This window comes from Streptomyces sp. NPDC001544 (assembly GCF_042894285.1).
GTDB lineage: Bacteria > Actinomycetota > Actinomycetes > Streptomycetales > Streptomycetaceae > Streptomyces.
On record NZ_JBIAVN010000001.1, the window covers coordinates 758,597 to 785,283 of the forward strand.

At 70.2% G+C, this 26,687-nt stretch carries 17 protein-coding genes and 1 pseudogene; 10 read left to right on the top strand and 8 right to left on the bottom strand.

Translation table 11 applies throughout. The features are described 5' to 3' along the window. Positions 1 to 13: 13 nt before the first annotated feature. The 4 genes and pseudogenes from ACFY0F_RS03445 to ACFY0F_RS03460 all read right to left on the bottom strand — a co-directional run. A pseudogene (locus ACFY0F_RS03445) lies at positions 14 to 346 on the bottom strand (LysR family substrate-binding domain-containing protein); the annotation flags it as partial. Positions 347 to 413: 67 nt separating this feature from the next. Continuing rightward, complete coding sequence (locus tag ACFY0F_RS03450) at positions 414 to 1,433, bottom strand: TolB family protein (protein WP_388788170.1); 1,020 nt, start codon at positions 1,431 to 1,433, stop codon at positions 414 to 416. Beyond that, complete coding sequence (locus ACFY0F_RS03455; protein ID WP_388788172.1) at positions 1,430 to 2,701, bottom strand: MFS transporter; 1,272 nt, start codon at positions 2,699 to 2,701, stop codon at positions 1,430 to 1,432. The genes ACFY0F_RS03450 and ACFY0F_RS03455 overlap by 4 nt, the downstream gene beginning before the upstream one ends. 1 nt (position 2,702) lies before the next feature. Beyond that, positions 2,703 to 3,599, bottom strand: a complete 897-nt coding sequence (locus ACFY0F_RS03460) for an alkaline phosphatase family protein (RefSeq protein WP_388788175.1) — start codon at positions 3,597 to 3,599, stop codon at positions 2,703 to 2,705. Between the two features lie 166 nt (positions 3,600 to 3,765). Between ACFY0F_RS03460 and ACFY0F_RS03465 the strand changes: the two genes are divergently transcribed. Then, positions 3,766 to 4,695, top strand: coding sequence for a DUF72 domain-containing protein (locus tag ACFY0F_RS03465; RefSeq protein ID WP_388788178.1), 930 nt, complete (start codon positions 3,766 to 3,768; stop codon positions 4,693 to 4,695). Between the two features lie 266 nt (positions 4,696 to 4,961). On the opposite strand, the gene ACFY0F_RS03470 is transcribed toward ACFY0F_RS03465, so the two are convergent. After that, on the bottom strand, positions 4,962 to 5,372 hold the full coding sequence (locus ACFY0F_RS03470; protein ID WP_388788181.1) for a VOC family protein: 411 nt from the start codon (positions 5,370 to 5,372) through the stop codon (positions 4,962 to 4,964). A 59-nt stretch (positions 5,373 to 5,431) separates the two neighbouring features. Here ACFY0F_RS03470 and ACFY0F_RS03475 point away from each other — a divergent pair, with 59 nt between their 5' ends. Next, the gene (locus tag ACFY0F_RS03475; protein ID WP_388788183.1) at positions 5,432 to 5,902 is read left to right on the top strand and encodes a MarR family winged helix-turn-helix transcriptional regulator; all 471 of its coding nucleotides are present in this window, start codon (positions 5,432 to 5,434) and stop codon (positions 5,900 to 5,902) included. Positions 5,903 to 5,941: 39 nt separating this feature from the next. After that, positions 5,942 to 8,926, top strand: a complete 2,985-nt coding sequence (locus tag ACFY0F_RS03480) for a bifunctional [glutamine synthetase] adenylyltransferase/[glutamine synthetase]-adenylyl-L-tyrosine phosphorylase (RefSeq protein ID WP_388788186.1) — start codon at positions 5,942 to 5,944, stop codon at positions 8,924 to 8,926. 16 nt (positions 8,927 to 8,942) lie between these two features. On the opposite strand, the gene ACFY0F_RS03485 is transcribed toward ACFY0F_RS03480, so the two are convergent. Beyond that, positions 8,943 to 9,806 carry a phosphatase PAP2 family protein gene (locus tag ACFY0F_RS03485; RefSeq protein ID WP_388788189.1) on the bottom strand — a complete coding sequence of 288 codons (864 nt, stop codon included), beginning with the start codon at positions 9,804 to 9,806 and terminating at the stop codon, positions 8,943 to 8,945. 274 nt (positions 9,807 to 10,080) lie between these two features. Beyond that, the gene (locus ACFY0F_RS03490; protein WP_388788191.1) at positions 10,081 to 11,115 is read right to left on the bottom strand and encodes a LacI family DNA-binding transcriptional regulator; all 1,035 of its coding nucleotides are present in this window, start codon (positions 11,113 to 11,115) and stop codon (positions 10,081 to 10,083) included. Positions 11,116 to 11,506: 391 nt separating this feature from the next. Between ACFY0F_RS03490 and ACFY0F_RS03495 the strand changes: the two genes are divergently transcribed. The 6 genes from ACFY0F_RS03495 to ACFY0F_RS03520 all read left to right on the top strand — a co-directional run bounded on the left by ACFY0F_RS03495 (position 11,507) and on the right by ACFY0F_RS03520 (position 19,587). Further along, entirely contained in the window at positions 11,507 to 12,781 is a 1,275-nt protein-coding gene (locus ACFY0F_RS03495) for an extracellular solute-binding protein (RefSeq protein WP_388788194.1), read from the top strand. 109 nt (positions 12,782 to 12,890) lie between these two features. Beyond that, positions 12,891 to 13,895 (top strand): carbohydrate ABC transporter permease, encoded by a 1,005-nt coding sequence (locus ACFY0F_RS03500; RefSeq protein ID WP_388788197.1) that lies wholly within the window; start codon positions 12,891 to 12,893, stop codon positions 13,893 to 13,895. Between the two features lie 19 nt (positions 13,896 to 13,914). Continuing rightward, the gene (locus tag ACFY0F_RS03505) at positions 13,915 to 14,820 is read left to right on the top strand and encodes a sugar ABC transporter permease (RefSeq protein WP_388788199.1); all 906 of its coding nucleotides are present in this window, start codon (positions 13,915 to 13,917) and stop codon (positions 14,818 to 14,820) included. A gap of 54 nt (positions 14,821 to 14,874) precedes the next feature. Beyond that, positions 14,875 to 16,566 carry a glycoside hydrolase family 13 protein gene (locus ACFY0F_RS03510; protein ID WP_388788202.1) on the top strand — a complete coding sequence of 564 codons (1,692 nt, stop codon included), beginning with the start codon at positions 14,875 to 14,877 and terminating at the stop codon, positions 16,564 to 16,566. Between the two features lie 134 nt (positions 16,567 to 16,700). Continuing rightward, the gene (locus ACFY0F_RS03515; protein ID WP_388788205.1) at positions 16,701 to 18,071 is read left to right on the top strand and encodes an alpha-amylase family protein; all 1,371 of its coding nucleotides are present in this window, start codon (positions 16,701 to 16,703) and stop codon (positions 18,069 to 18,071) included. A 61-nt stretch (positions 18,072 to 18,132) separates the two neighbouring features. After that, a complete protein-coding gene (locus ACFY0F_RS03520) occupies positions 18,133 to 19,587 on the top strand; it encodes a hypothetical protein (RefSeq protein ID WP_388788207.1) in 1,455 nt (484 codons plus the stop codon). Here the strand turns inward: ACFY0F_RS03520 and ACFY0F_RS03525 are convergent. Next, a complete protein-coding gene (locus ACFY0F_RS03525) occupies positions 19,562 to 21,019 on the bottom strand; it encodes a hypothetical protein (protein ID WP_388788209.1) in 1,458 nt (485 codons plus the stop codon). The two genes, ACFY0F_RS03520 and ACFY0F_RS03525, sit on opposite strands and share 26 nt — an antisense overlap. 253 nt (positions 21,020 to 21,272) lie before the next feature. On the opposite strand from ACFY0F_RS03525, the gene pulA reads away from it, so the two are divergent. Next, entirely contained in the window at positions 21,273 to 26,672 is a 5,400-nt protein-coding gene (gene pulA, locus ACFY0F_RS03530; protein WP_388788211.1) for a pullulanase-type alpha-1,6-glucosidase, read from the top strand. Positions 26,673 to 26,687 lie beyond the last annotated feature (15 nt).

Here is a 26,687-nt window from a genome sequence, read left to right on the forward strand (position 1 = left end):
ACGCGGGGGGACACCCCGGCGGATCTTGGCTGATGGTCGCCAGCAGGCGTGTGCCCAGGGGGTTATGGTCGTTCTCGCGCCAGGCGACGGCCACTCGTGTACGGGCGGTGCCGGGGGTGATCCTGCGGAAGGCGACGCCTTTGAGGCGGATACGCCGGATGCTCGCCGGGGCCAGGGAGACGCCCAACCCGGTTTCCACAAGGGCGCACACGGTTTGCCACTCCACCGCCTGCTGGACTACCTGCGGTGTGAACCCTGCTGCGGTGCACAGGCCGATGATCTGGTCGTGCAGTGGCGGGCCGACCGTGCGGGACATCAGTACGAAAGGCGAGTCCACCAACGATGCGCCCTCCCGTGCCCGGGTGGTCGCCGCGAGACGTCGGCATCACCTCACCGCCGTGTCGGCCCCGACCTCACCCCACGTAGGCCGGGGACACCGCCGACGTGCTGATGCGGCGTGGCGCGCCCGTGCCGTCCGCCGGCATCTCGTACAGGTCCGCCCCGTAGTCGCCCGGCAGGGCGTACACCACCGTGTGGGCGTCCTTCCACACCGCCTGGTCGTCGACGCTGCGGGTCTCGGCGAGCGGGGTTTCGCGCATGGTGCGGAGGTCCAGGACGTACAGGCGCCAAGGGGCGTCCTTGGAGAGGCCCTTCACGCGCTTCTTGTACGCGACGCGGGTGCCGTCGGGGGACAGGGACGGGCATTCCACATTGGTGTGGAGGGTGGTGACCGTGCGGGCCTTCAGGTCGCCCCGGACCAGGTACGTCTTCCCCTTGGTCGCCAGCGTCGCGTAGAACGTGCGGTCGTCGGACGCGAACGTCACGCCCCAGAAGTTCACGTCCGCCGCCCGGTAGGCGTGGCCGTCCTTGAGGATGCGGAAGGACTCCAGGGTCGGGATCAGCTTCCCCGTGCGGGTGTCCACGATCGCCGCGCGGGTCGAGAAGTCGGTGCCCGCGTACGAGTCGCCGCCGACGAACGCCGTCCACGCGGCGAAGTGGCCGGTCGGCGAGACCCTGGCCCGGGACGGGATGCCGGGCACGTCGTAATGGGCCGTCACCTTCAGACGCGCGTCCAGGATCACCGCCCGGTACGTGTCAGAGACCGCGCCGTGCACCGCCTGGAGGCACACGCCGGTGCCCGAAGCGGCGTAGAAGCGCAGGCACTTGACGCCGGAGGCGGTGCGGGGGCCGGACGGGTCGGACGCCGGGACGGTGGTCAGCTCGTCGCGGTGCGGGCCCCAGGCCATGTTGCGGAAGATCATGCGGCCGGGGCGTGTCAGGGTCACCGTTCCCGGCGTGACCTTCGGACCGTCCGCCCGAGTCCGGTCGCGGCGGTCCGCGCGGGCCGACGCGTGCAGGACGGAGGCCGTGGCGACCCCCGCCAGCGCGAGGAGGGCCGCGAGCAGTGCCAGGATGCGGTTCCGTACCGTCATACCGTTGTCGTGCCTTTCGGGCGGAGAGTGAAGGAGAAGACCGCGCAGACCGCGAGGGCCGCCGTCGCCGCCGCCAGCGCCGTACGGTCGCCCCACACCGTCCAGGCCGCGCCGAAGCCGAGGGAGCAGGCGAAGCGGGTCAGCGCCTGGCCCGTCTGGACCAGGGCCAGGCCCGAGGAGCGCAGGGCCTCCGGGACGCTGTCCGAGGCCGCCGCCATGAGGACGCCGTCGGTGGCCGCGTAGAACGTGCCGTGCAGCAGGAGGACCGCGTACGGCAGCACCGTCCCGTGCCAGGACGTGAGCAGCAGGCCGTACGCGAGGAGCAGCGCGCCGTGCCCGCCCAGGAAGACCCGCCAGCGGCCCACCCGGTCCGCCAGCCGGCCCAGCGGCATCGCGAGCAGCAGGAACGCCGCCGCCGTGCCCAGCGGGAGCAGGGCGAACCAGCGGTCGGGGACGCCCAGCCTGCGCTGCAGCAGCAGGTACACGAACGAGTCGCCGACCGTGGCCAGACCCAGCAGCAGGGCGCACACCGCGATGCGGCGCAGGTCGCGGTGGCGGAGCAGTCCGAGCCCGGCCCGCAGGGTGGGGCGCTTCCCGGCCGGGGCCGGTCGGCCGCCGCCCCCGGGTACGAACAGCACCAGCACCAGGACGCCCAGTACCGCCACGCAGAAGCTCACCGTGAACACCGCGTCGTAGCCGTCCACCGTCGCCCGCAGGATCAGGAAGGCGACCAGCGGGCCGAGCAGCGCGCCCGCCGTGTCCATCGCGCGGTGCACTCCGAAGGCCCGGCCGCGGGTCTCGGGTGTGGACGACAGGGAGATCAGGGCGTCACGCGGGGCGGTGCGCAGGCCCTTGCCGGTGCGGTCGGCGGCCAGGACGAGGCCGATGGGGGTGAGGGTGTGGGCGAGGAGCAGCAGGGGTTTGCAGAGCGCAGAGAGGGCGTATCCCGCGCCCGCCACCCACTTGTGGCGGCCCCCGCCCCGGTCGGCCAGGTGGCCGCCGGCCAGCCGGACCAGCGCCGAGAAGCCGTTGTAGACGCCGTCCAGGAGACCGAAGCCCAGCGGTGAGAGGCCGAGGCCCGTCACCAGGTACAGCGGCAGCACCGCCGTGACCATCTCCGACGACACGTCGGTGACCAGGCTGACCGTGCCCAGCGCGAGGACCGTGGGGGCGACCGCGGCACGGCGCCGCCCGGCGGGAGGCCGGACGGCACCGCTCGCGGACGCCGGCGCGCTCGGTGCACTCGCGCGGCTGTCCGCTACGTACACCTCAGGACGCCCAGATTCCGGTGATGTCCTTGGCGGAGGCCGCGTTGCCCGCGTGCGCGGTCAGGCCCTGGGTGTCCTCCAGGGTGCGCAGCAGGTCGTAGTGGTTGTACGTGGTGGCGGACGACGACCCGGCCGTCACCGGCTGGCCGTACAGGACGGTCGGGATGCGGTTGCCGCTGAGCCGGTTGTCCTCGTCGAAGGTGACGACCAGGAGGCTGTTGTGGGTCTTGGCCCAGGTGGCGTAGGCGCCCAGGTTGTTCTTCAGCCAGGTGTCGCCGGTGGACACCGAGCAGTCGTGCATGTCGCTGCACAGGTTGGGGGTGACGAAGGAGATCTGCGGCAGGGTGGAGTAGTCGGTCGGGAACTGCGCGAACGTCTTCGCGGTGGACGTCGGTACGTTGCCGAAGCCGAACCACGGGTTGTGCTTCTGGGCGTAGTCGCCGCTGCTGCATGTGGTCGAGCCCTGGCTGGGCAGGGACTCGTTGTAGCTGGCCCAGGTGCGGCCCGCGGCGATGGCCTCGGAGGCGAGGTTGGCGGCGGAGGAGAAGCCGGGCCTGACGCAGCTGTCGTCGGTGACGCCCTGGGTGGAGCCGGAGAAGAGGGCGTAGTAGTTCGGCTGGCTCGGGTGGGTGATGGCGTAGGACTGGGTGAGGTTCGCGCCGCCGGTCTTCAGCGAGTTGATGTACGGGGCGCTGGAGGAGCCGATGACCTGGCTGTAGGCGTGGTTCTCCATGACCACGACGACAACGTGGTCGGGGGTCGGTACGGCGCCCGCGGCGTGCGCGGACCCACCGCCGAGACCGGCCCACAGGCCGACCGCGGCAGCGGCGAAGGCGGTCGCCGACGCCACCGCGGTACGGGCACGGCGATACGCGGACTTGGCAGAACTGCCGGACACATCAACCTCCGGAGGGGGGAGAGCGGGGTTGGCGGTGCTGACAGAGCATGCGCACGTCAACGCTACCGCGCGTCACGGCATCCGGCACGGGGGGTGAAGATCGGGTGAACTGCTGCCGCGATGCCGGTCGTACTGAGGACGGGATCTTCCGGGTACCCGCGGGCGCATGGCGGAGATTCTGGTGGGGACGTGTTCCTGGACGGACCGGGCGCTGGTGACGAGCGGGTGGTATCCGCGGGGGCGGCGCGACGCCGAGGGGCGGCTGCGGTACTACGCCGAGCAGTTCCCGGTGGTGGAGGCGGACTCCGCGTACTACGCGCTGCCCAGTGCGCGCACCAGCCGGCTGTGGGTGGAGCGCACCCCGGACGGCTTCGTCTTCGACGTCAAGGCGTTCTCCCTGCTCACGGGGCATCCGACGCGGTCGGCGGCACTGCCCGCCGACTTACGGCCCGCGCTGACCCGGCGGTGGTCGGCCGAGGCCGATCCGGGTCTGCTCGACGAAGTGTGGGCGCGGTACGCCGAGGCGCTGGAGCCGCTGCGGCAGGCGGGGCGCCTGGGCACCCTGCTGTTCCAGTTCCCGCCCTCGCTCGCTCCTGGGGCGGAGGCCGAGGCGTTCCTGCGGCGGTGCCGGGAACGGGCCCGGGGGTGGCCCTTCGCCGTGGAGTTCCGGCACCCGGGGTGGTGGCGGGACGACCGCGAGGCGTCCACCGTCGCGCTGCTCGCGGACCTGGACGCGGTGGCCGTGGCCGTGGACACGGCGCAGGGGCTGCCCACCTCGATGCCGCCGGTCGCGCCCGTGGCGGCGCGGCGGCTCGACGTCGTCCGGTTCCACGGGCGCAGCCCGCACTGGGGGACGGGGACTAAGGAGGACCGCTTCCGGCACGAGTACACCGAGCGGGAGCTGACGGAGTGGCTGCCCGCGGTGCGGTCCCTGGCCGAACGCACGGACCGGCTGCACCTGCTGTTCAACAACTGCTGCGCCGACGCGGCGGTCCGGGCGGCCGGGATGATGCGGGGGCTGCTGGTGTCGGCGGCGCTGCCCCACCAGGTGCGGCGGGCACCGGCGGCGGTGGGTGGGGGCGGGGCGGGGAGCTGACCGGTGCGTGCGGCCGGGCCGAGCGTTTCTCGCTCCCGCCGCCCCTGCCCTTCCCGTCCCCAGGGGCTCCGCCCCCTCGACCCCGCCAGGGGGCTGCGCCACCTGGACCCCTCGCGGGGCTTCGCCCCTGCACCCCACCGGGGGCTCCGCCTCCTGGACCCCCGATCGGCCTGAACGGCCTCGATCTCGAACTCCCCCAGAGGGGGCACCCCCGGACGGGCTGAGCAATGCCGGCCGGCGCTGACATGGGCCCGGGGGTCCGCGGCTCAGTACGACTGCAGTTCCAGCAGGTTGCCCTCCGGATCGCGGACATGTGCGGTGCGCAGGGTCGGGCCCCATTCCGGGCGGGCCGCCGGGGCCGTGACGGCGTGGGCGCCGTGGGACAGGCAGAGGGCATGGGCGGTGTCGACGTCGTCGACCCGGGTGACCAGCATGACCGCGTCCTGGGACGGGGCGGGCGCGGACGCCGGCAGGCTCGCGGTTCCCGCCACCTCGGCCATCGCCGCGCGGTCGAACAGCGTCACGGCGCCCTCGCCGCGGACGTCCCAGTGCGCGTACGGTCCCTGCTCGTCGCCGTGGGCCAGGTCGGCGCCGATCAGCCCGGGCAGGACGGCGGCGTAGAACCGGAAGCAGTCGGTGAACCGCGTGACGAGCAGGCGGGGGTGCAGGGCGTCCATCAGGGCTCTCTATTCGTAGGTGGCGACCAATGATTGGTGGTGACCTTACAATGAAGCGCATGTCCGGAACACCCCCGAGCCTCACCGCCCTCACGACCTATCTGCTGTCCAAGGTGGGCAAGCACGCCCGAGGGGAACTGGCCGAGCGCCTCGCCTCCAGGCGGCTGCGCCTGTGGCACATGGCGACCCTCGCCGCGCTCGCCGACTTCGGGCCGCGGGCCCAGCGCGAGCTCTCCGACCTGCTCGCCATCCACACCAGCGACACGGCCAAGCTCCTCGACGAGCTGACCCGGCGCGGTGACGTCACCCGGGACCGCGACCCCGCGGACCGCCGCCGTGTGCTGGTGGCCGTCACACCGGCCGGCCGGCGCACCCTCGCCGATCTCCAGGCCGACGCCACGGCCGTCCAGGACACGCTCCTCGCGCCCCTCACCGCCGAGGAGACCGCCGTACTCCACGGGCTCCTGCTGCGTCTGTACGAGGAAGCGGGCAGGAACCGGGACGGAGCGCGTGGCGGGGACTCCGGTTAGGCTCTGGCCAGTACGACCTTGATCCGAGGGAGGCCGGGGATGGCGGGGCCGGGGCGCAGAAGCAGTACCTTCACGCGGCTGCTGCGGCACGGCTTCACCGATCCGTCGGCCGCCGAGCGGCTGCTGGACGGTTCCGAACTGGCGGCCGTGCGCAACGATCCGGTGCTGCTGGAGGCGCTGGGCGCGACCGCCGACCCGGATCTGGCGCTGCTGGGACTCGTACGGCTGCTGGAGGCGCAGCAGGGCCGGGAACTGCTGGACACCGTCATAGCGGCCAAGCCGCTGCGGGACCGGTTGCTGGGCGTGCTCGGCGCGTCCACCGCGCTCGCCGACCACCTCGCCCGGCATCCGCAGGACTGGCAGGCGCTCGTCACCTACGAGCCCAGGGACCTGCACCCGGGGGTGGAGGAGTTCGAGCGGGGGCTGGCCGAGGCCACCGACCCCGTGTCCCTGCGCGTCGCCTACCGCCGCTGCCTGCTGTCCATCGCCGCACGCGACGTGTGCGGCACCACGGACGTCGCCGAGACCGCCGCCGAACTCGCCGACCTCGCCACCGCCACCCTGCGCGCGGCCCTCGCCCTGGCCGAGGCCGCCGCGCCCGCCGACGCCGCCGCGTGCCGGCTCGCGGTGATCGCGATGGGCAAGTGCGGCGGCCACGAGCTGAACTACGTCTCCGACGTCGACGTCATCTTCGTCGGCGAGGCCGCCGACGGCGTCGACGAGGGCAAGGCCCTGAAGTCCGCCACCCGGCTCGCCTCGCACATGATGCGGATCTGTTCCGAGACGACCGTCGAGGGCTCGATCTGGCCCGTGGACGCCAACCTCCGGCCCGAGGGCAGAAACGGGCCGCTGGTACGGACGCTGAGCAGCCACCTCGCCTACTACCAGCGCTGGGCCAAGACCTGGGAGTTCCAGGCCCTGCTCAAGGCCCGCCCGGTCGCCGGGGACCTGGGACTGGGGCAGGAGTACGTCGCCGCCGTCGAACCCCTGGTCTGGAAGGCCGCCGAGCGCGAGAACTTCGTCGCCGACGTGCAGAAGATGCGCCGCCGCGTGGTGGAGAACATCCCCGCCGCCGAGGTCGAACGCGAGCTGAAACTGGGCCCGGGCGGCCTCAGGGACGTCGAGTTCGCCGTGCAGCTCCTGCAGCTCGTGCACGGCCGTACCGACCCCGCCCTGCGCAGCGGCACCACCCTCGACGCCCTCCAGGCCCTCGCGGCCGGCGGCTACGTCGGCCGGGCGGACGCCGTGCAGCTCGACGAGGCCTACCGCTTCCTGCGCTCCATGGAGCACCGCATCCAGCTCTACCGGCTGCGCCGCACCCACCTCGTCCCCGAGGACGACGCGGACCTGCGGCGCCTCGGCCGCTCCCTCGGTCTGCGCGCCGACCCGGTGGCCGAGCTGACCCGTGAGTGGAAACGGCACGCGGCCGTCGTACGCCGGCTGCACGAGAAGATCTTCTACCGGCCCCTGCTCGACGCCGTCGCCCAGCTCGCCCCCGGCGAGGCCCGGCTCAGCCCGGTGGCGGCCCGGGAACGCCTGGTCGCCCTCGGCTACAACGACCCCGCCGCCGCACTGCGCCACCTGGAGGCCCTGGCGTCCGGTGTCACGCGCAAGGCCGCCATCCAGCGCACCCTGTTGCCCGTCCTGCTCGGCTGGTTCGCCGACTCCGCCGACCCGGACGCGGGTCTGCTCAACTTCCGCAAGGTCTCCGACGCCCTCGGCAAGACCCCGTGGTACCTGCGGCTGCTCAGGGACGAGGGAGCGGCGGCGGAGAACCTCGCCCGGGTCCTGTCCGCCGGCCGCCTCGCCCCCGACCTGCTGATGCGCGCCCCCGAAGCGGTCGCCCTGCTCGGCGACGGCGACGGCGGCGGCCTCGAACCCCGCTCCCGCGCCCACCTCGAGCAGGAGATCCTCGCCGCCGTGGGCCGCGCCCAGAACGCCGCCCAGGGTGTCACCGCGGCCCGTGGCGTCCGCCGCCGGGAGCTGTTCCGCACGGCCGCCGCGGACATCGTCGACTCCTACGGCACCGAGGCCAACCCGGCCGAGCCCGACCAGGGCGCGCTGGTGGACCGGGTCGGCGGCGCCGTCTCCGACCTCACGGCGGCCACCCTCGCCGGCACCCTGCGCGCCGTGGTCGGCGAGGGCTGGGGCGACACCCTGCCCACCCGGTTCGCGATCATCGGCATGGGCCGCTTCGGCGGGCACGAGCTGGGCTATGGCTCCGACGCCGACGTCCTGTTCGTCCACGAACCGCAGGACGGCGTCGACGAACGCGAGGCCGCGGACGCCGCGAACAAGGTCGTCGCCGAGATGCGCCGCCTGCTCCAGCTCCCCAGTGCCGACCCGCCCCTGCTCATCGACGCCGACCTGCGCCCCGAGGGCAAGTCCGGACCGCTGGTGCGCACCCTGAAGTCCTACGAGGCCTACTACCGCCGCTGGTCCGTGACCTGGGAGTCGCACGCGCTGCTGCGGGCCGAGCCGGTCGCCGGGGACGAGGACCTGGCCCGCCGCTTCATCGAGCTGATCGACCCGCTGCGCTACCCGGAGCAGGGCCTCGGTGAGGAGGCCGTGCGCGAGATCCGCCGGCTGAAGGCGCGCATGGAGTCCGAACGCCTCCCGCGCGGCGCCGACCCGAAGCTGCACACCAAGCTCGGGCCCGGAGGGCTGTCCGACGTCGAGTGGACCGTACAGCTGTTGCAGCTCCGGCACGGCCGGCGCGAGTCCGGGCTGCGCACCACCCGTACCCGTGCGGCCATCGCCGCCGCCCGCGACGCCGGTCTCATCCCGGCCGAGGACGCCGCGACCCTCGACGAGGCCTGGGTCCTCGCGACCCGGGTCCGCAACGCCGTCATGCTGGTCCGCGGCCGGGCCGGCGACACCTTCCCCTCCGACGCCCGCGAGCTCGCCGCCGTCGGCCGCTACCTGGGCTACGGCGAGGGCCGCGCCGGCGACATGCTCGACGCGTACCGCCGTACGGCGCGCCGGGCGCGGGGAGTGGTGGAGGAACTCTTCTACGAGGGCTGAGCCCGCGAGGGCCGTCTCACGCCTCGCCGGCCGGTACCGGCTCGGCCGCCGTCCGCGCCGGGGTCACCCGTGGCAGGGCGTGGGGCAGGGACCCGTACCAGGCCCGGGCCACCGTGAGGCCGAAGCCCAGGCACAGGGCGCCGCCGACCGCGTCGAGCCAGAAGTGGTTGGCGGTGGCCACGATCACCAGCAGCGTCGCCGCCGGGTACAGCACCCCCAGCACCCGCACCCACGGCACGCTCGCCAGCGTGAAGAGGGCCAGCCCGCACCACAGGGACCAGCCGATGTGCATCGACGGCATCGCCGCGTACTGGTTCGACATGTGCTTCAGGTCGCCGGAGGCCATCGACCCCCAGGTCTGGTGGACCGCCACCGTGTCCACGAAACCGCCGCCGCGCATCAGCCGGGGCGGGGCGAGCGGGAACAGGTAGTAGCCGAGCAGGGCCACCCCCGTCGTCGCGAACAGCACCGTCCGGGCCGCCGCGTACCGGCCCGGATGGCAGCGGTACAGCCACACCAGCACGCCCAGCGTCACCGCGAAGTGCAGTGTCGCGTAGTAGTAGTTCATGCCCACGATCAGCCAGTTCACCGCGTTCACGGTCTGGTTGACGGACCTCTCGACGGCGACCCCGAGGTGGTGCTCCAGCCGCCAGATCCAGTCGGCGTTGCGCAGTGCCTCACCGTGCTGCTCGGGCACGGCGTTGCGGACCATGGAGTACGTCCAGTAACTGACCGTGATCAGCAGCATCTCGAACCACAGCCGGGGGTGACGCGGAACGCGCATCCGGCGCAGCACACCGGCGGCCACCGAGTCCGTGACAGGGTGCGGAACGGTCTTCTGTGCGCGACCTTCCGGATCAGTCACGGTCGAATCACCCATAGGCACAGAGTCTGCCAGAAAAGGTATCAAGCCCGGATCATCGCGCGGCCGGGATCTGGTCACGCGTTGTACACCCAGGACCACCCGGGGGAGGCGCCCTGGGGCCTGTCCGGCGGATCAGGTCGCAGGGCACGGGCGGTGCCTCATCGGCGCTGGTGAGCGGGGCGAATGGGGGTCCCCCCGCGCGAGCTCGGTTCGAGCGTGGGGGAGCGTCCGGCTGCAAGGCGGAGGAAGGCACCGTCGGTCTCAACCGGCCTGATCCACAAGACACCCCCTAGGGGCGTTTGCGGCCCCCGGGCGCCGACGCGGTCGACCCGCGCACCACCAGTTCCGGCATGAAGACGAACTCGCTGTGCGGCGCGGGGGTCCCGCCGATCTCCTCCAGCAGCGTCCGCACCGCCGCCTGGCCCATCGCCGGGACCGGCTTGCGGATGGTGGTCAGCGGCGGGTCGGTGAACGCGATCAGCGGGGAGTCGTCGAAGCCCACCACCGACACGTCCCGGGGGACCTGCAGGCCGCGCTGCCGTGCGGCCCGTATCGCGCCCAGGGCCATCATGTCGCTGGCGCAGACCACGGCCGTGCAGTCCCGGTCGATCAACGCGGTGGCGGCGGCCTGACCGCCCTCCAGCGTGTAGAGGGAGTGCTGCACGAGCTCCGACTCGACGGCCTCGGCGCCGAGGCCGAGCTGGTCCTGCATGGCGCGTACGAAGCCCTCGATCTTGCGCTGCACCGGGACGAACCGTTTCGGTCCGAGCGCCAGGCCGATCCGGGTGTGGCCCAGCGAGACCAGGTGGGTCACCGCCAGGGTCATCGCCGCCCGGTCGTCGGGGGAGATGAACGGCGCCTGCACCTTCGGCGAGAAGCCGTCGACCAGCACGTACGGCACGCCCTGCGCCCGCAGCCGCTCGTAGCGCTCCATGTCGGCGGTGGTGTCCGCGTGCAGCCCGGAGACGTAGATGATCCCGGCGACCCCCCGGTCGACGAGCATCTCGGTCAGCTCGTCCTCCGTCGACCCGCCCGGGGTCTGGGTCGCCAGCACCGGCGTGTACCCCTGCCGGGTCAGCGCCTGGCCGATGACCTGCGCCAGAGCGGGGAATATCGGGTTCTCCAGCTCAGGGGTGATCAGGCCCACCAGGCCCTCGCTGCGCTGCCGCAGCCGGACCGGACGCTCGTAGCCGAGCACGTCCAGCGCGGCGAGCACGGACTGACGGGTGGTGGCGGCGACGCCCGGCTTCCCGTTGAGGACGCGGCTGACGGTCGCTTCGCTCACCCCCGCCTGCGCAGCGATGTCCGCAAGCCGTGTGGTCACAGGCATGGACTGTACCGGCCGGGAATCGCCTTGCCCACCGATCGGACGCCGTGCACGGGCGGTCGGACGGCCCGCTGCCGGTTGCTGCGTCATCGCGCTCCCTCGTCCTTCTGGTCGGCCTCTGATGGAAAGAGCTTGCAGAGTCTTGCACAAGTGTCCCCATCCCCGCTGAGCGGCCCGGAAACCCGGTCGCGAGCGGGTCGGGAACAGGTCACGACACGGTAACCCGGCCGCTGTCTTGCATTTTTTTGCTGCAAGGTCTTTCGCGTCGCTTGCATCGCTGTTACTTTCCCTGTCGCCCGGCCGCCCGCAACGGCGCAGTCGGCAAGACGGCAGGGGCGGCGGACGGGACCGCCCCCCGCAGCCCGGGCTCGACCCTCAAGGAGAACTCATGCGGCGTGGCATAGCGGCCTCCGCGCTGGTGGCGTCCCTCGCCCTCTCGGCGACGGCATGCGGCGGGAGCGACAGCGACAGCGGAAAGTCGGACGGCCCGGTGACCATCACCTGGTGGGACACCTCCAACGCCACCAATGAGGCACCGACGTACCAGGCCCTGATCAAGCAGTTCGAGGAGGCGAACAAGAACATCAAGGTCAAGTACGTCAACGTCCAGTTCGACCAGGCGCAGAACAAGTTCGACACCGCCGCCGGCTCCCAGGGCGCCCCGGACATCCTGCGCTCCGAGGTCGGCTGGACCCCCGCCTTCGCCAAGAAGGGCTACTTCCTGCCGTTGGACGGCACCGAGGCCCTCGCGGACAAGGACAAGTTCAAGTCCAGCCTGATCACCCAGGCGCAGTACGGCGGCAAGACCTACGGCGTGCCGCTGGTCACCGACACCCTGGCGCTCGTCTACAACAAGGCCCTGTTCAAGAAGGCCGGCATCACCGAGGCCCCCAAGACCTGGGACGAGCTGAAGTCGGACGCCGCCAAGGTCAAGGCCAAGACCGGCGCCGACGGCTACTGGGGCTCCACCGCGGCCTACTACGCGCAGACCTTCCTCTACGGCGAGGGCACCGACACCGTCGACGCCTCCGCCAAGAAGATCACCGTCGACTCCGCCGCCGCGAAGAAGGCCTACGGCACCTGGCTGGGCCTCTTCTCCGGCAAGGGCCTGCACAAGGCCGACACCACCGCCGACGCCTACGCCCACATCCAGGACGCGTTCGTCAGCGGCAAGGTCGCCGCGATCATCCAGGGCCCCTGGGAGATCACGAACTTCTACAAGGGCTCCGCCTTCAAGGACAAGTCCAACCTCGGCATCGCCACCGTCCCGGCCGGCTCCACCGGCAAGGCCGGCGCCCCGACCGGCGGCCACAACCTGTCGGTCTACGCCGGCTCCGACAAGGCCCACCAGGCGGCGGCACTGAAGTTCGTGAACTTCATGACCTCGGCGAAGTCCCAGGAGACCATCGCCCTGAAGAACTCCACGCTGCCCACCCGCGACGACGCCTACACCGCCCAGGTCAAGGCCGACCCCGGCATCGCCGGCTACCAGGGCGTCCTCGCCGCCGCCCAGCCGCGCCCGGCGCTGCCCGAGTACAGCTCCCTGTGGGGTCCGCTGGACATCGAGCTGCCCAAGGTCGCCGGCGGCAAGGAGTCGCTGGACAAGGGCCTGAGCAACGCCGAGGTCGCCATCACCAAGCTGGTGCCCGACTTCAGCAAGTGACGCCCGCGTGGCCGCCGGATCCTACTCAAGGGGGGAAGGATCCGGCGGCCACCGGCCTGCGCCCCAGCCCGTCCCCTGATCCACAGGCCCTTGAGAAGGTTGTCGAACCATGACAGTCGCCATCGACCGCGCGACCGGCAAGCGCCGCGGTGACCGCGCGCCCCGGCCCGGGCTGGGACAGCGCGTCAGACACGGAATCAGCAAACACTGGTACGCCTACGCGATGATCACACCGGTGGTCCTCGTGCTCGGTGTCATCGTGGGCTACCCGCTGCTCCGCGGCTTCTACCTGACCCTGACCGACGCCAACAGCCTCAACTCGGCCCGCACCATCGGCGTCAACCACATCGACGCCACCTACAAGTTCATCGGGATCGACAACTACAAGGACATCCTGTTCGGCCCGTTGTCCTACGACCGGTTCTGGTCGCACTTCCTGTGGACCGTCTTCTGGACGGTCGCCTGCGTGGCCCTGCACTACACCATCGGCCTGGGCCTCGCGCTGATGCTCAACGAGAAACTGCGCGGCCGGACCCTCTACCGGGTACTGCTGGTCCTGCCCTGGGCCGTGCCGACGTTCGTCACCGTCTTCTCCTGGCGGATCATGCTCTCCGACTCCGGCGTGCTCAACCAGGCCCTGCACACGCTGCACCTGCCCCAGCCGCAGTGGCTGGAGGACACCTTCTGGCAGCGGTTCGCCGCGATCATGGTCAACACCTGGTGCGGCGTGCCGTTCCAGATGCTCTCCCTGCTCGGCGGCCTGCAGTCCATCGACTCCTCGCTCTACGAGGCCGCCGAGATGGACGGCGCGAGCGCCTGGCAGCGCTTCAGGCACGTCACCCTGCCGGGCCTGCGCTCGGTCAGCTCCACCGTGGTGCTGCTCGGCATCATCTGGACGTTCAACCAGTTCGCCATCATCTTCCTGCTGTTCGGCCCCACCGGCGCGCCCGACGCCCAGATCCTCGTCACCTGGGCCTACTACCTGGGCTTCGGACAGCAGCCGCGCGACTTCGCCCAGTCCGCCGCGTACGGCGTGCTGCTGCTGTCGGTCCTCACCGTCTTCACCTCCTTCTACTTCCGCTGGCTGAAGCGCAATGACCAGCTCGCCGTCTGACGCCGCAGGAGCCGCCGCCATGAGCACCACCACCCTGGAAAAGACACAGGCCGGGGCCGCCCCCGCCGCACGGCCCGCCCGCCGTACCCGCCGGCGCGGCGAGCGCGGCCCGCTCGGCGCCGCCCTCCTGCACACCGGCCTCACCCTGGCGAGCCTCGTCGCGCTCGCCCCGGTGGCCTGGCTGGTCTTCCTGTCCCTCGGCCCGGACAAGGACGACTACCTGCACCCGGGCAAGATCCTGGGCAAGCTCACCTTCTCCAACTACGGCTTCGTGCTCCAGCACACCGCGTTCTTCGACTGGTTCAAGTCGACGATGATCGTGGCCCTCGGCACCACCCTGATCGGCGTCTTCGTCGCCGCCACGACCGGCTACGCCGTCTCGCGCATGCGCTTTCCCGGCTACAAGTCGCTGATGTGGGTGCTGCTGCTCACCCAGGCCTTCCCGATCGCCATCCTCATCGTGCCGATGTACGAGATCTTCAGCGAGCTCGGCCTCATCGACACCTACTGGGCCCTGATCGTCATCAACTGCACCACCGCCGTGCCGTACAGCGCCTGGCTGCTCAAGGGATACTTCGACACCATCCCCTTCGAGATCGACGAAGCGGGCCGCGTGGACGGGCTGACACCCTTCGGCACCTTCGCGCGGCTGATCCTGCCGCTGGCCCGCCCGGGGCTCGCCGTCGCCGCCTTCTACAACTTCATCACGGCCGTCGGCGAGGTCGCCTTCGCGACCACCTTCATGCTCGACGACTCGAAGTACACCTTCGCCGTCGGACTGCAGAGCTTCGTCAGCGAGCACGACGCGCAGTGGAACTATATGGCCGCCACCGCAGTGTTGATCTCGATACCCGTGTCCGTGTTCTTCTACCTTGTCCAGAAAAACCTGGTGACCGGCCTCACCGCCGGCGGCACGAAGGGCTGAACCGGACCGCTTACGCCTCCTCATCGAACTGCAAGCACCCATCACAAGGACGCCATGAGCCAGCACTCCGCCGACCCGGCACCGAGCCCCGTTACCGAGTCAGCTGTCGCCACCGTCGCCCAGCGCCGCGACTGGTGGCGGGACGCGGTGATCTACCAGGTCTATCCGCGCAGCTTCGCCGACAGCAACGGCGACGGCATGGGCGACCTGGAGGGCGTGCGCGCCAGACTCCCCTACCTGCGCGACCTCGGCGTGGACGCCGTGTGGCTCAGCCCGTTCTACGCCTCACCGCAGGCCGACGCCGGCTACGACGTGGCCGACTACCGCGCCGTCGATCCCATGTTCGGCAACCTGCTGGACGCCGACGCCCTGATCCGCGACGCGCACGGGCACGGCCTCAGGGTCATCGTCGACCTCGTGCCCAACCACTCCTCCGACCAGCACGAGTGGTTCAAGCGGGCGCTCGCCGAGGGCCCCGGCTCGCCGCTGCGGGACCGCTACCACTTCCGTCCCGGCAAGGGGAAGGACGGCGCGCTCCCGCCCAACGACTGGGAGTCGATCTTCGGCGGCCCGGCGTGGACCCGGGTCACCGAACCGGACGGCACGCCCGGCGAGTGGTACCTGCACCTCTTCGCGCCCGAGCAGCCCGACTTCAACTGGGACCACCCGGCGGTGGGGGACGAGTTCCGCTCGATCCTGCGCTTCTGGCTGGACATGGGCGTGGACGGCTTCCGCATCGACGTGGCCCACGGTCTCGTCAAGGCGGCGGGGCTGCCCGACCTCGGCGTCCACGACCAGGTGAAACTGCTGGGCAACGATGTCATGCCGTTCTTCGACCAGGACGGCGTGCACGAGATCTACCGCCGGTGGCGGCTGATCCTCGACGAGTACTCGGGCGACAGGATCTTCGTCGCCGAGGCCTGGACCCCGACCGTCGAGCGCACCGCGAACTACGTCCGCCCCGACGAACTCCACCAGGCCTTCAACTTCCAGTACCTGAGCACGGCGTGGGACGCGGACGAGCTCCGCCAGGTCATCGACCGCACCCTGGAGGCCATGCGCCCGGTCGGCGCCCCCGCCACCTGGGTGCTGTCCAACCACGACGTCACCCGGCACGCCACCCGCTTCGCCAACCCGCCCGGCCTCGGCACCCAGATCCGCACGGCGGGCGACCGCGCGCTGGGCCTGCGCCGGGCGCGCGCGGCCACCCTGCTGATGCTCGCCCTGCCCGGCTCGGCGTACGTCTACCAGGGCGAGGAGCTCGGCCTGCCCGACGTCGTGGACCTGCCCGACGAGGTGCGCCAGGACCCGGCGTACTTCCGTGGCGCCGGCCAGGACGGCTTCCGCGACGGCTGCCGGGTGCCGATCCCGTGGACCCGCGCGGGATCCTCGTACGGCTTCGGCAGCGGCGGCAGCTGGCTTCCCCAGCCGTCGAGCTGGGGGGAGCTGAGCGTCGAGGCGCAGACCGGAGTGCCGGGCTCGACCCTGGAGCTGTACCGCGCCGCGCTCGCCGCCCGCCGGGACCATCCCTCGCTCGGCGCGGGCGACGCGGTGGAGTGGCTGCGCGCCGCCGAGGGCGTCCTCGCCTTCCGGCGCGGGGAGTTCGTGTGCGTCGCCAACACCACGGGGGAGGCGGTGACCACCCCGGCGTACGGCCGGGTCCTGCTCACCAGCGGTGAGGTGACCGAGGCCGACGGCGAGGCGAAGGTGCCGGCCGACACCACGGTGTGGTTCACGACGGCCTGACGGCCCCTCGAAAACTTCTCGCATCAACTTCACCCGGCCCGCTGCCTTTTCAGGCAGCGGGCCTTTAACATCTGCGTCACCCGCAAGTCGGCTGGAATTTTTCAGCAAGAACCTTCAACGATGAAGGACCCCACATGGCACGCAGAACCCTCCTCGGGGCGCTGGCCCTCACGGCCGCCCTTGTCATGAACCCGACTATCGCACACGCCTCCCCGCCCGGCACCAAGGACGTCACCGCCGTCCTGTTCGAGTGGAAGTACGCCTCGGTCGCCAAGGAGTGCACCCACACCCTCGGTCCGGCCGGCTATGGCTACGTCCAGGTCTCCCCGCCCGCCGAGCACATCCAGGGCTCGCAGTGGTGGACGTCGTACCAGCCGGTGAGCTACCGGATCGCCGGACGTCTGGGCGACCGCGCGGCCTTCCAGAACATGCTGAACACCTGCCACGCGGCCGGCGTGAAAGTCGTGGTGGACACGGTCGTCAACCACATGTCGGCGGGCTCCGGCACCGGCACCGGCGGCTCGTCGTACACGAAGTACGACTACCCGGGCCTGTACTCGGTCCACGACTTCGACGACTGCACCGCCCAGGTCAGCAACTACGCCGACCGCTGGAACGTCCAGCACTGCGAACTCGTCGGCCTGGCCGACCTGGACACCGGCGAGGAGTACGTCCGCAAGACCATCGCCGGCTACCTGAACGACCTGCTCTCCCTCGGCGTCGACGGCTTCCGCATCGACGCGGCCAAGCACATCCCGGCGGACGACCTGGCCGACATCAAGTCCCGCCTGACGAACCCTTCCGCCTACTGGAAGCAGGAGGTCATCTACGGCGCCGGCGAGGCGGTCCAGCCGTCCGAGTACACCGGCAACGGGGACGTCCAGGAGTTCCGCTACGCCTACGACCTCAAGCGCGTCTTCACCAACGAGAAGCTCGCCTACCTGAAGAACTACGGCGAGGGCTGGGGCTACCTCGGCAGTTCGGTCGCCGGCGTCTTCGTCGACAACCACGACACCGAACGCAATGGCTCCACCCTGAACTACAAGGACGGAGCCGATTACACCCTCGCCAACGTCTTCATGCTGGCCTGGCCCTACGGAGCCCCGGACATCAACTCGGGCTACGAGTGGACGGACGCCGACGCCGGTCCGCCGAACGGCGGCACGGTGAACGCCTGCTGGCAGGACGGCTGGAAGTGCCAGCACGCCTGGCCGGAGATCAAGTCGATGGTCGCCTTCCGCAACGCGGCCCGGGGGCAGGGCGTCACCGACTGGTGGGACGACGGCGACAACGCGATCGCCTTCGGGCGGGGCGGCAAGGGTTTTGTGGCGATCAACCACGAGTCCTCGCCCCTCAGCCGGACCTACCGGACCTCGCTGCCGGCGGGCACGTACTGCAACGTCCAGAACAACACGGCGGTCACCGTCGACTCCGGCGGGTGGTTCACCGCCACCCTCGGCTCGAACACGGCGCTGGCGATATACGCCGGCAAGTCGAGCTGCTGAACCTCGCCCGACCGGAGCAACCGCGCGTGCGCGGTACCCGCTCCGGTCCGAGGCTTGCTCCATGAGCATCCGTCCCTGGGTCGTCGTCGAGGCACCGGACGGCCGGGGTCTACGCCGGGTCACCGTCGGCAGCGACACTGTCGGCGGTGTCTGGTCGCTGCGCGAACTGCGGAGACTGCTGGCCCGCCTCGGACACCCCGACGTGGACGTGGACGACCCGGCGTACGTGTACTGGCGCGGCGGGGGCAGCGACACGTGGCCCGACCGGACCTGGAGAAGGCGGACGGCCGGCGTCCTGATGGTGACGGGGCTGTTCGCCTCCGCGGCCCTCAACGTGTCGATCGGACGGCCGGACGTCTTCGGCGCCCTGACCTTCGCGCAACGGGTGACCGGAGCCGTGTTCGTCCTGTCCGGTCTGGTGCAGATCGCGGCAGCGGCGGCGGCACTCGATCACTGGGGAAAACGGAGGTCCAGAATATCCGGCGCGGTCTCCCTGCTCGGCGTTCTCATAGCGCTGGCCACCGACAGTCTCCTCATACTCATGTGGCTGGACGAGAGGGAATACACGCGCTACATGCTGGCGTTCATGCCTCTCTGGTGCTGGTCGGTGTGGGCACTGTGCCTGTTGCTCCGGGAAAGGCCCTGGGCGGGAGTTCCGCATCCCAGGAAATTCGCGGCCGGAGTGGCCGTATCGGCTCTCTTCACTGCTTTGAGCCTGACGTACTCGACCATGTACGCCCCCACAGTAGCCCCCTTGCATTTCACTCTCGACGCGGAATTCGGCACGGCGCGTGCGGATCCCCGGCATCCCTTCCTCCAGGTGCCGCTGAAGCTTTCCGTGAAGAACACCGGAGCGTATTCGGTCTACATCGTCATCGATGACTTCTCGGTCTACGGCAGGACTGCGACATACTCCGAGAAGGGGGACACATCGGCGGATGAATGGGAGAGGAGTGTCGACCGCCAGAAGAACGCCGAGGATTCGGAAACGAATGTTGACCAGCTATCCTATACCGCCCTCAGCAGAGGGCGTTTCTATGAGCCCGGGCAAGTACTCGAAAGCGGACAGGAGGACACTCAGGAGCATGTTCTCCAGGTTCCCAGAAGCGCACCGTACGACCTGCTGAGCGTCGACCTCCAGCTCACCTTCATGAGGAAGGACCGAGGGCGGATCGAGGTGAGCGAGTTCGAAAAAAAGCACCCGTCCTGGGACGTAGGGAAGTTCCACTGCCTGATGGATTGGTGCCGGGATCGCCTCTTGTACCTCGGCAGGGTGCACCACAACAACAACCTGGTCAACGTGACACACGGTCCTCGCTATGTATTGGCGGGCTGGGGTCCCAGTGCTCCTCTGAAATACTCTATTTCTTCATATCACTTCGAGAGTCCGGGACGGCCTTCTTCTGCGGAGGAGAAGAGAGAGGTCGAAAGATTCGGCCTGTCCACGGTCCACACCAGCACGGAGGTGTCCCTGGCGGAACTGACGCGCTCTATTTCTGCTCCTCGGCCATCTTGACCCAGGTACCCGAATCGATCCCATCCTGGTCGAGCTGCGAAGCGGCCCGTAGGCAGTGCAGTGCCGATCTGCCGACGGCGGTGAAAAGCTGACTTGCCGGCACCGAGTCGGCGAGCTTGGGGACGAGTCGTTTGATGGCCATCGGAGCGTCGGCGATCTGCTCGTTCCGCAACTGGGTGAAGACTTCAAGGGATTCGTTCCCTTTTTGTTCGGTTTTCCAGAAGTCGTTGACGCCCTCCGTGTTCCACGTACCAGGGAGAACGCTCTCCAAGTCTTTGGCCAGTGTGCCCTCCGAGGTGGTCTCGAAAATGGCGTTGGTGCAGGCCTCGGCCGCCTTGCCCAGCTTTTCGGACGGCAGGGGCTGAGCGGACAGGTACTTCGCCAGCCCCTGCTCCAATTGGGTGAGCTGCTTCTGCAATTCCTGTCGCGCTTTCTCCTGTTCCTCGTCCGATGCCCCGGGATCGTCGGATCCGTCCAGCGACGAACTCGCGTCGCTCGCCGTCTGGGCCAGGGATCTCCGGTCTCCGTCGTCGGACGAGTGCCGGTCGTTGATCGCGTCCAGGAGAGTCGCCAGTTGCAGCACGGCCGGTCCTGGTCCGGCGTCCTGCCCGGTGCGTTGCGAGCTCTGTTCCATGGAGGGCCCCTTTTTCGCCTCGTTCTGCGCGGATCGGGCCAGGTTCTTCGCGATCGTGTTCGCGGCGTGCGCCTCTGCGGGCGGTGTCTTGGGGTCGCCGATCATGCGATAGGCGTTCGCCGACATCTGAGCGGCATAGAAATACGTGCGCCGCATTTCGGGTCGTATCCTCGGGCTGTCCGCCGCGTCCAGGGTGGTGGCCACCTGTTGTACGAGCTGGGTCAACCGCGCCCGCACCGCGGGCGGCGTCCCCGGATCGCTGATCAACGCCAGGGCGGAACTCACCGACCGTGCGCTCTGGATGACCGCGTCGCGGTCCTGGGGCGGAGTCCCCGGGGCGTCCACCGCGTGCAGGGTGGCGGTCAGTTGCTCGACGCTCGGCGCCAGTTCCCCCGGGACTTCCGCCTTCTTCTGCTCCAGGTCCTTCGTTGTCTCGTCAAGCTCTTCCTTCTGTTGCTTCGGAGCCTGGGGGGCCGGTGTGTCGTTTTCGGGGGGAGTGGGCGACTCGCCATCTCCCGGTGTACTGCCCGGACTCGGCGTATCGTCCGGGTTCGGTGACCCGGGCGTGTCGTCCGGGTTCGGTGACCCGGGCGTGTCGTCCGGGGAAGGCGGTGTCGCCGGCGGCGACTGATCTGGTGGTGAGTCGCCAGGCGTCGCCGGCCCGGGTGAAGGTTCCGACGAAGACCCAGGTGAGGGAGGTGCCGACGCCACCGTGGTCGTGGGCAGCGCGAGTACCACGGCGGTCACGGCGGATACGCCGGTCAGGTGCAGGATGTGTCGCCGGGGGAGTCTGGCCATGGTGCGTCCTGGTGCGGGCGGAAGTCGCCGAGGGCGGTCCTTCGTTCATTACGGGCCGACATGCGTCACATAAGCCACTTTTAACCCGTTCGGCGCATCCTGCAACCCGAGTGAAAACTCTTTCTGTTGCTTTCAGGTCTCTTGCTGTAAGTCTTTCGTCAGCGGTACGGTCACGCGGTCGCCCGGTGAGCAGCCGCGTCCACGGCGTCGGGGCCGGGCCCAAGAGAGCCGTAATCGCAAGGAGTTACCGCCTGTGATACCGAGATGGCCGGCGCCCCGGCGGTGCCGTACGCGCACAGCGAGACGAGCCGCGGCGGTCACCGCCGCCGCCCTCGCGGCCGCCCTGCTCCAGCCGCCGGCGGCTCACGCCGCCGGCCCGCCGCCACCGCCCTCCGACGCGGTCCTCGCCACCCAGCCCGCCCGGCACGACGACACGCGTGAGCAGTTCTACTTCGTCATGCCGGATCGTTTCGCCAACGGGGACGCGTCCAACGACAGGGGCGGCCTGACCGGCTCACGCCTCAGCACCGGTTACGACCCCACCGACAAGGGCTTCTACCAGGGCGGCGACCTCAAGGGCCTGACCAAGCGGCTCGACTACATCAAGGGGCTCGGCACCACGGCCATCTGGATGGCGCCGATCTTCAAGAACCGTCCCGTGCAGGGCACGGGCAGCAACGCCTCCGCCGGCTACCACGGCTACTGGATCACCGACTTCACCAAGGTGGACCCGCACTTCGGCACCGACAAGGACCTGCGGACCCTCATCTCCAAGGCGCACGCCAAGGGCATGAAGGTCTTCTTCGACGTCATCACCAACCACACCGCCGACGTCGTCGACTATGCGGAGAAGTCGTACGACTACCTGTCCAAGGGTGCCTTTCCGTATCTGACGAAGGACGGGCGGCCGTTCGACGACGCCGACTACGCGGACGGCCGCAGGAGGTTCCCGGCCGTGGACGCCGGCTCCTTCCCGCGCAACCCGCGGGTCACCGATGACAGCAAGGTCCCGGCCTGGCTCAACGATCCGACGATGTACCACAACCGGGGCGACTCCACCTACGCCGGCGAGTCCGCCACCTACGGCGACTTCTCCGGCCTCGACGACCTGTGGACCGAGCGTCCCGAGGTCGTCCACGGCATGGAGAAGATCTACCAGCGGTGGGTGAAGGACTTCGGCATCGACGGATTCCGGATCGACACCGTCAAACACGTGAACATGGAGTTCTGGACCCGGTGGGCGACGGCGCTCGACAGGTACGCCGCCGCACACGGCCGGAAGAACTTCTTCATGTTCGGCGAGGTCTACTCCGCCGACACCTCGGTCACGTCGCCGTACGTCACCCAGGGGCGCCTCGACGCCACGCTCGACTTCCCCTTCCAGGACGCGGCCCGCTCCTACGCCTCCCAGGGCGGCAGCGCCCGGAAGCTGGCGTCGGTCTTCGGCGACGACTACAAGTACACGACCGACAAGGCCAACGCCTATGAGCAGGTCACCTTCCTCGGCAACCACGACATGGGGCGCATCGGGTACTTCCTGCACCAGGACAACCCCAAGGCGTCCGACGCCGAACTGCTGGCCAAGGACAAGCTGGCCAACGAGCTGATGTTCCTCAGCCGCGGCAACCCGGTCGTCTACTACGGCGACGAGCAGGGCTTCACCGGCTCCGGCGGCGACAAGGACGCCCGCCAGACCATGTTCGCCTCCAAGGTCGCCGACTACCTCGACGACGACGAGATCGGCACCGACCGCACCCACGCCAGCGACTCCTACGACACCGGCGCCCCGCTCTACCGGGAGATCGCCGCCCTCTCCAGGCTGCGCAAGGCCGACCCGGCGCTGACGGACGGGGTCCAGACCGAACGGTACGCGGCCGACGGCGCCGGGATCTACGCCTTCACCCGTACGGACGCGCGGACGGGCCAGGAGTATGTCGTCGCCCTCAACAACGCGGGCGAGGCGAGGACGGCCACCTTCCCGACCGGCTCGGCCGACATGTCGTACCGGGGCGTGTACGGGGCGAAGGACACCCTGGAGTCCGACGGCGACCACAGGCTCACCGTCACCGTCCCCGCCGGTTCGGCCGTCGTCTACAAGGCCGCCGGCCCCCTCGCCGAGCCCGCCGCCAAGCCCGCCATCACCCTCAGGGCCCCGGACACCGGTGCCACGGGCACCGTCGAGCTCTCCGCCGACGTCACCGGGGGGCAGCTCGACCGCGTCGTCTTCGCCGCCCAGGTCGGAAACGGCCGGTGGCGCACCCTCGGCTCCGCCGACCACGCCCCGTACAAGGTCACCCAGACCATCGAGAAGGACGTACCCGCCGGGACCGCCCTGCGCTACAAGGCGGTCGTCGTCGACTCCGCCGGGCACACCGCGAGCGCCACCGCCGGCAGCACCACCGGCACCCCGCCCCCGTCCGAGGTCCCCACGGCCTCCCCCCGCGACTACGCGATCGTCCACTACAAGCGCACCGACGGCGACTACGGCGACTGGGGTCTGTACGCCTGGGGCGACATCGCCGACGGCGAGTCCACCACCTGGCCCGCCGGCCACCCCTTCACCGGCCGGGACGCCTACGGCGCCTTCGCCTACGTCAGGCTCAAGCCCGGCGCCTCGAACGTCGGCTTCCTGATCGTCGACAAGGACGGCGACAAGGACGTCTCCGCCGACCGGTCCATCGACGTCACCAGAACGGGTGAGGTGTGGGTCGAGCAGGGGAAGACGGACGTACTGACCGAGAGGCCGGACCACCCGGCCCAGGACAGGACCAAGGCGGTCGTCCACTACCACCGCGCCGACGGGAACTACGACGGCTGGGGCCTGCACGTCTGGACGGGTGCCGCGCACCCCACCGACTGGTCGAACCCGCTGAAGCCGGTGAAGACCGACACCTATGGCGCGGTCTTCGAGGTACCGCTCACCGAGGGTGCCACCAGCCTCAGTTACATCATCCACAAGGGCGACGACAAGGATCTCCCGGCCGACCAGTCCCTGGACCTCAAGGCGAACGGCTACGAGGTGTGGCTGTTGAACGGTCAGGAGAAGTACCTGCTGCCGCAGCCCTCCGGCAGTGCCGCCGCCCTCGACCTGACCACCTCCAAGGCGGTCTGGATCGACCGGGACACCGTTGCCTGGAACGGCGTCGACGGCGCCGCCTCCACCCAGTTGCTGTACTCCCGGGACGGCTCGATCACCGTCAAGGACGGAACCCTGACCAGCGACGACGAACGCTGGCTGCGGCTGTCGAAGACCACGCTCACCGATGCGCAGAAGGCGCGGTTCCCGCACCTGAAGGACTACACGGCCTGGTCCGTCGACCCGCGCGACCGGGGCCGGGTGCGCGAGGCGCTCGGCGGGCAGCTCGTGGCCTCGCAACGCGCCGCAGGCGGTGCCGTCCTTGCCGCGACCGGCGTGCAGATCGCGGGCGTGCTCGACGACCTGTACCCGGGCGCGACCAAGGCGGAGCTCGGGCCGGTGTTCCGTGACGGGAGGCCGACCCTCGCCGTCTGGGCGCCCACCGCGCAGAAGGTGTCGCTGGACCTCGACGGCACCACCGTGAGGATGCACCGCGACGCGGCCACCGGCGTCTGGTCCGTCACCGGCCCGGCGTCCTGGAAGGGCAAGCCCTACCGGTACGTCGTCAAGGTCTGGGCGTCCAGCGTCCGCAGGATGGTCACCAACGAGGTCACCGACCCGTACTCGGTCGCCCTCACCGCGGACTCCCGGCGCAGCCTGGTCGTCGACCTGGACGACAAGTCCCTGGCCCCGAGCGGCTGGTCGGCCCTGCGCAAGCCCAAGGCCGTACCGCTGAAGGACGCGCAGATCCAGGAACTGCACATCCGGGACTTCTCGGTCGCCGACAGGACCGTCCCGGCGAAGGACCAGGGCACCTACCTAGCGTTCACCGACAAGGACAGCGACGGTTCGAGGCACCTGCGCGCGCTCGCGAAGTCGGGAATTTCGTACGTCCACCTGCTGCCCGCCTTCGACATCGCCACCATCCCCGAGAGGAAGGCCGACCAGGCGACCCCGGACTGCGACCTGGCCTCCTACCCGGCCGACTCCGACAGACAGCAGGAGTGCGTCGCCGCAACCGCCGCGAAGGACGCCTACAACTGGGGCTACGACCCCTACCACTACACGGTCCCCGAAGGCTCGTACGCCACCGCCCCGGACGGCACCGCCCGCACGGTCCAGTTCCGCAGGATGGTGCAAGCGCTCAACCAGGACGGCCTCAGGGTCGTCATGGACGTCGTCTACAACCACACGGCGGCGAGCGGCCAGGCGGACAGCAGCGTGCTCGACAGGATCGTGCCCGGCTACTACCAGCGCCTGCTCGCCGACGGCTCGGTGGCCACCAGCACCTGCTGTGCGAACACCGCGCCGGAGAACGCGATGATGGGCAAGCTGGTGGTGGACTCGATCGTCACCTGGGCCAAGCAGTACAAGGTCGACGGGTTCCGCTTCGACCTGATGGGCCACCACCCGAAGGCCAACATCCTCGCCGTCCGCAAGGCCCTCGACGCGCTGACCGTCGACAAGGACGGCGTCGACGGCAAGAAGATCATCCTGTACGGCGAGGGCTGGAATTTCGGCGAGGTCGCCGACGATGCCCGGTTCGTGCAGGCCACGCAGCAGAACATGGCCGGCACCGGTGTCGCGACCTTCTCCGACCGCGCCCGTGACGCGGTGCGGGGCGGCAGCCCCTTCGACTCCGACCCCGGCGTCCAGGGCTTCGCGACCGGGCTGTACACCGACCCCAACTCATCGGCCGCGAACGGCACTCCGGAGGAGCAGAAGGCTCGCCTCCTGCACTACCAGGACCTGATCAAGGTGGGCCTGACCGGCAACCTCGCCGCCTACCGCTTCACGGACTCCGGGGGCAGGCAGGTCACCGGCGCGGAGATCGACTACAACGGAGCGCCCGCCGGGTACGCCAAGGCCCCGGGCGACGCGCTCGCCTATGTCGACGCGCACGACAACGAGCCGCTGTTCGACGCCCTCACCTACAAGCTCCCCAAGGACACCTCCGCGTCCGACCGGGCCCGTATGCAGGTGCTGGCGATGGCCACCGCCACCCTCTCGCAGGGCCCGGCGCTCTCCCAGGCCGGCACCGACCTGCTGCGCTCGAAGTCGCTGGACCGCAACTCCTTCGACAGCGGCGACTGGTTCAACGCCGTCCACTGGAACTGCGCGGACGGCAACGGCTTCGGCCGGGGCCTGCCCATGGCGGCCGACAACCGGTCGAAGTGGCCCTACGCCAAACCCCTGTTGAGCACGGTGAAGGTCGGCTGCCCGCAGATCGAGGGCGCCTTTGCCGCGTACCGCGACCTGCTGCGGATCCGTACGACGGAACGGGCCTTCTCCCTCGGCACGGCCGACCGGGTGCAGTCCCGGCTGTCCTTCCCGCTGTCCGGCAGCCACGAGACGCCCGGGGTGATCACCATGCGGCTCGGGGACCTCGTCGTGGTGTTCAACGCGACGCCGGGGAAACAGGAGCAGCGCATCACCGCGCTCGCCGGGCAGCACTACCGCCTGCATCCCGTACAGGCCTCGGGCGCGGACCCTATCGTCAAGTCGGCGGTCTACGCGGCGGAATCGGGCACGTTCGCCGTTCCGGGTCGTACCGTGGCCGTCTTCACCCGGAGCTGAGGGACCCGCACTAGC

Excerpts from the sequence above, each read along its gene's own strand:
- ACFY0F_RS03470 (WP_388788181.1), bottom strand. The coding sequence starts at position 5,372 with ATGGACGCCCTGCACCCCCGCCTGCTCGTCACGCGGTTCACCGACTGC.
- ACFY0F_RS03505 (WP_388788199.1), top strand. The coding sequence starts at position 13,915 with ATGAGCACCACCACCCTGGAAAAGACACAGGCCGGGGCCGCCCCCGCC.
- ACFY0F_RS03500 (WP_388788197.1), top strand. The coding sequence starts at position 12,891 with ATGACAGTCGCCATCGACCGCGCGACCGGCAAGCGCCGCGGTGACCGC.
- ACFY0F_RS03510 (WP_388788202.1), top strand. The coding sequence starts at position 14,875 with ATGAGCCAGCACTCCGCCGACCCGGCACCGAGCCCCGTTACCGAGTCA.
- ACFY0F_RS03465 (WP_388788178.1), top strand. The coding sequence starts at position 3,766 with ATGGCGGAGATTCTGGTGGGGACGTGTTCCTGGACGGACCGGGCGCTG.
- ACFY0F_RS03480 (WP_388788186.1), top strand. The coding sequence starts at position 5,942 with ATGGCGGGGCCGGGGCGCAGAAGCAGTACCTTCACGCGGCTGCTGCGG.
- ACFY0F_RS03495 (WP_388788194.1), top strand. The coding sequence starts at position 11,507 with ATGCGGCGTGGCATAGCGGCCTCCGCGCTGGTGGCGTCCCTCGCCCTC.
- ACFY0F_RS03525 (WP_388788209.1), bottom strand. The coding sequence starts at position 21,019 with ATGGCCAGACTCCCCCGGCGACACATCCTGCACCTGACCGGCGTATCC.
- ACFY0F_RS03515 (WP_388788205.1), top strand. The coding sequence starts at position 16,701 with ATGGCACGCAGAACCCTCCTCGGGGCGCTGGCCCTCACGGCCGCCCTT.
- ACFY0F_RS03475 (WP_388788183.1), top strand. The coding sequence starts at position 5,432 with ATGTCCGGAACACCCCCGAGCCTCACCGCCCTCACGACCTATCTGCTG.
- ACFY0F_RS03520 (WP_388788207.1), top strand. The coding sequence starts at position 18,133 with ATGAGCATCCGTCCCTGGGTCGTCGTCGAGGCACCGGACGGCCGGGGT.
- ACFY0F_RS03485 (WP_388788189.1), bottom strand. The coding sequence starts at position 9,806 with ATGGGTGATTCGACCGTGACTGATCCGGAAGGTCGCGCACAGAAGACC.
- ACFY0F_RS03450 (WP_388788170.1), bottom strand. The coding sequence starts at position 1,433 with ATGACGGTACGGAACCGCATCCTGGCACTGCTCGCGGCCCTCCTCGCG.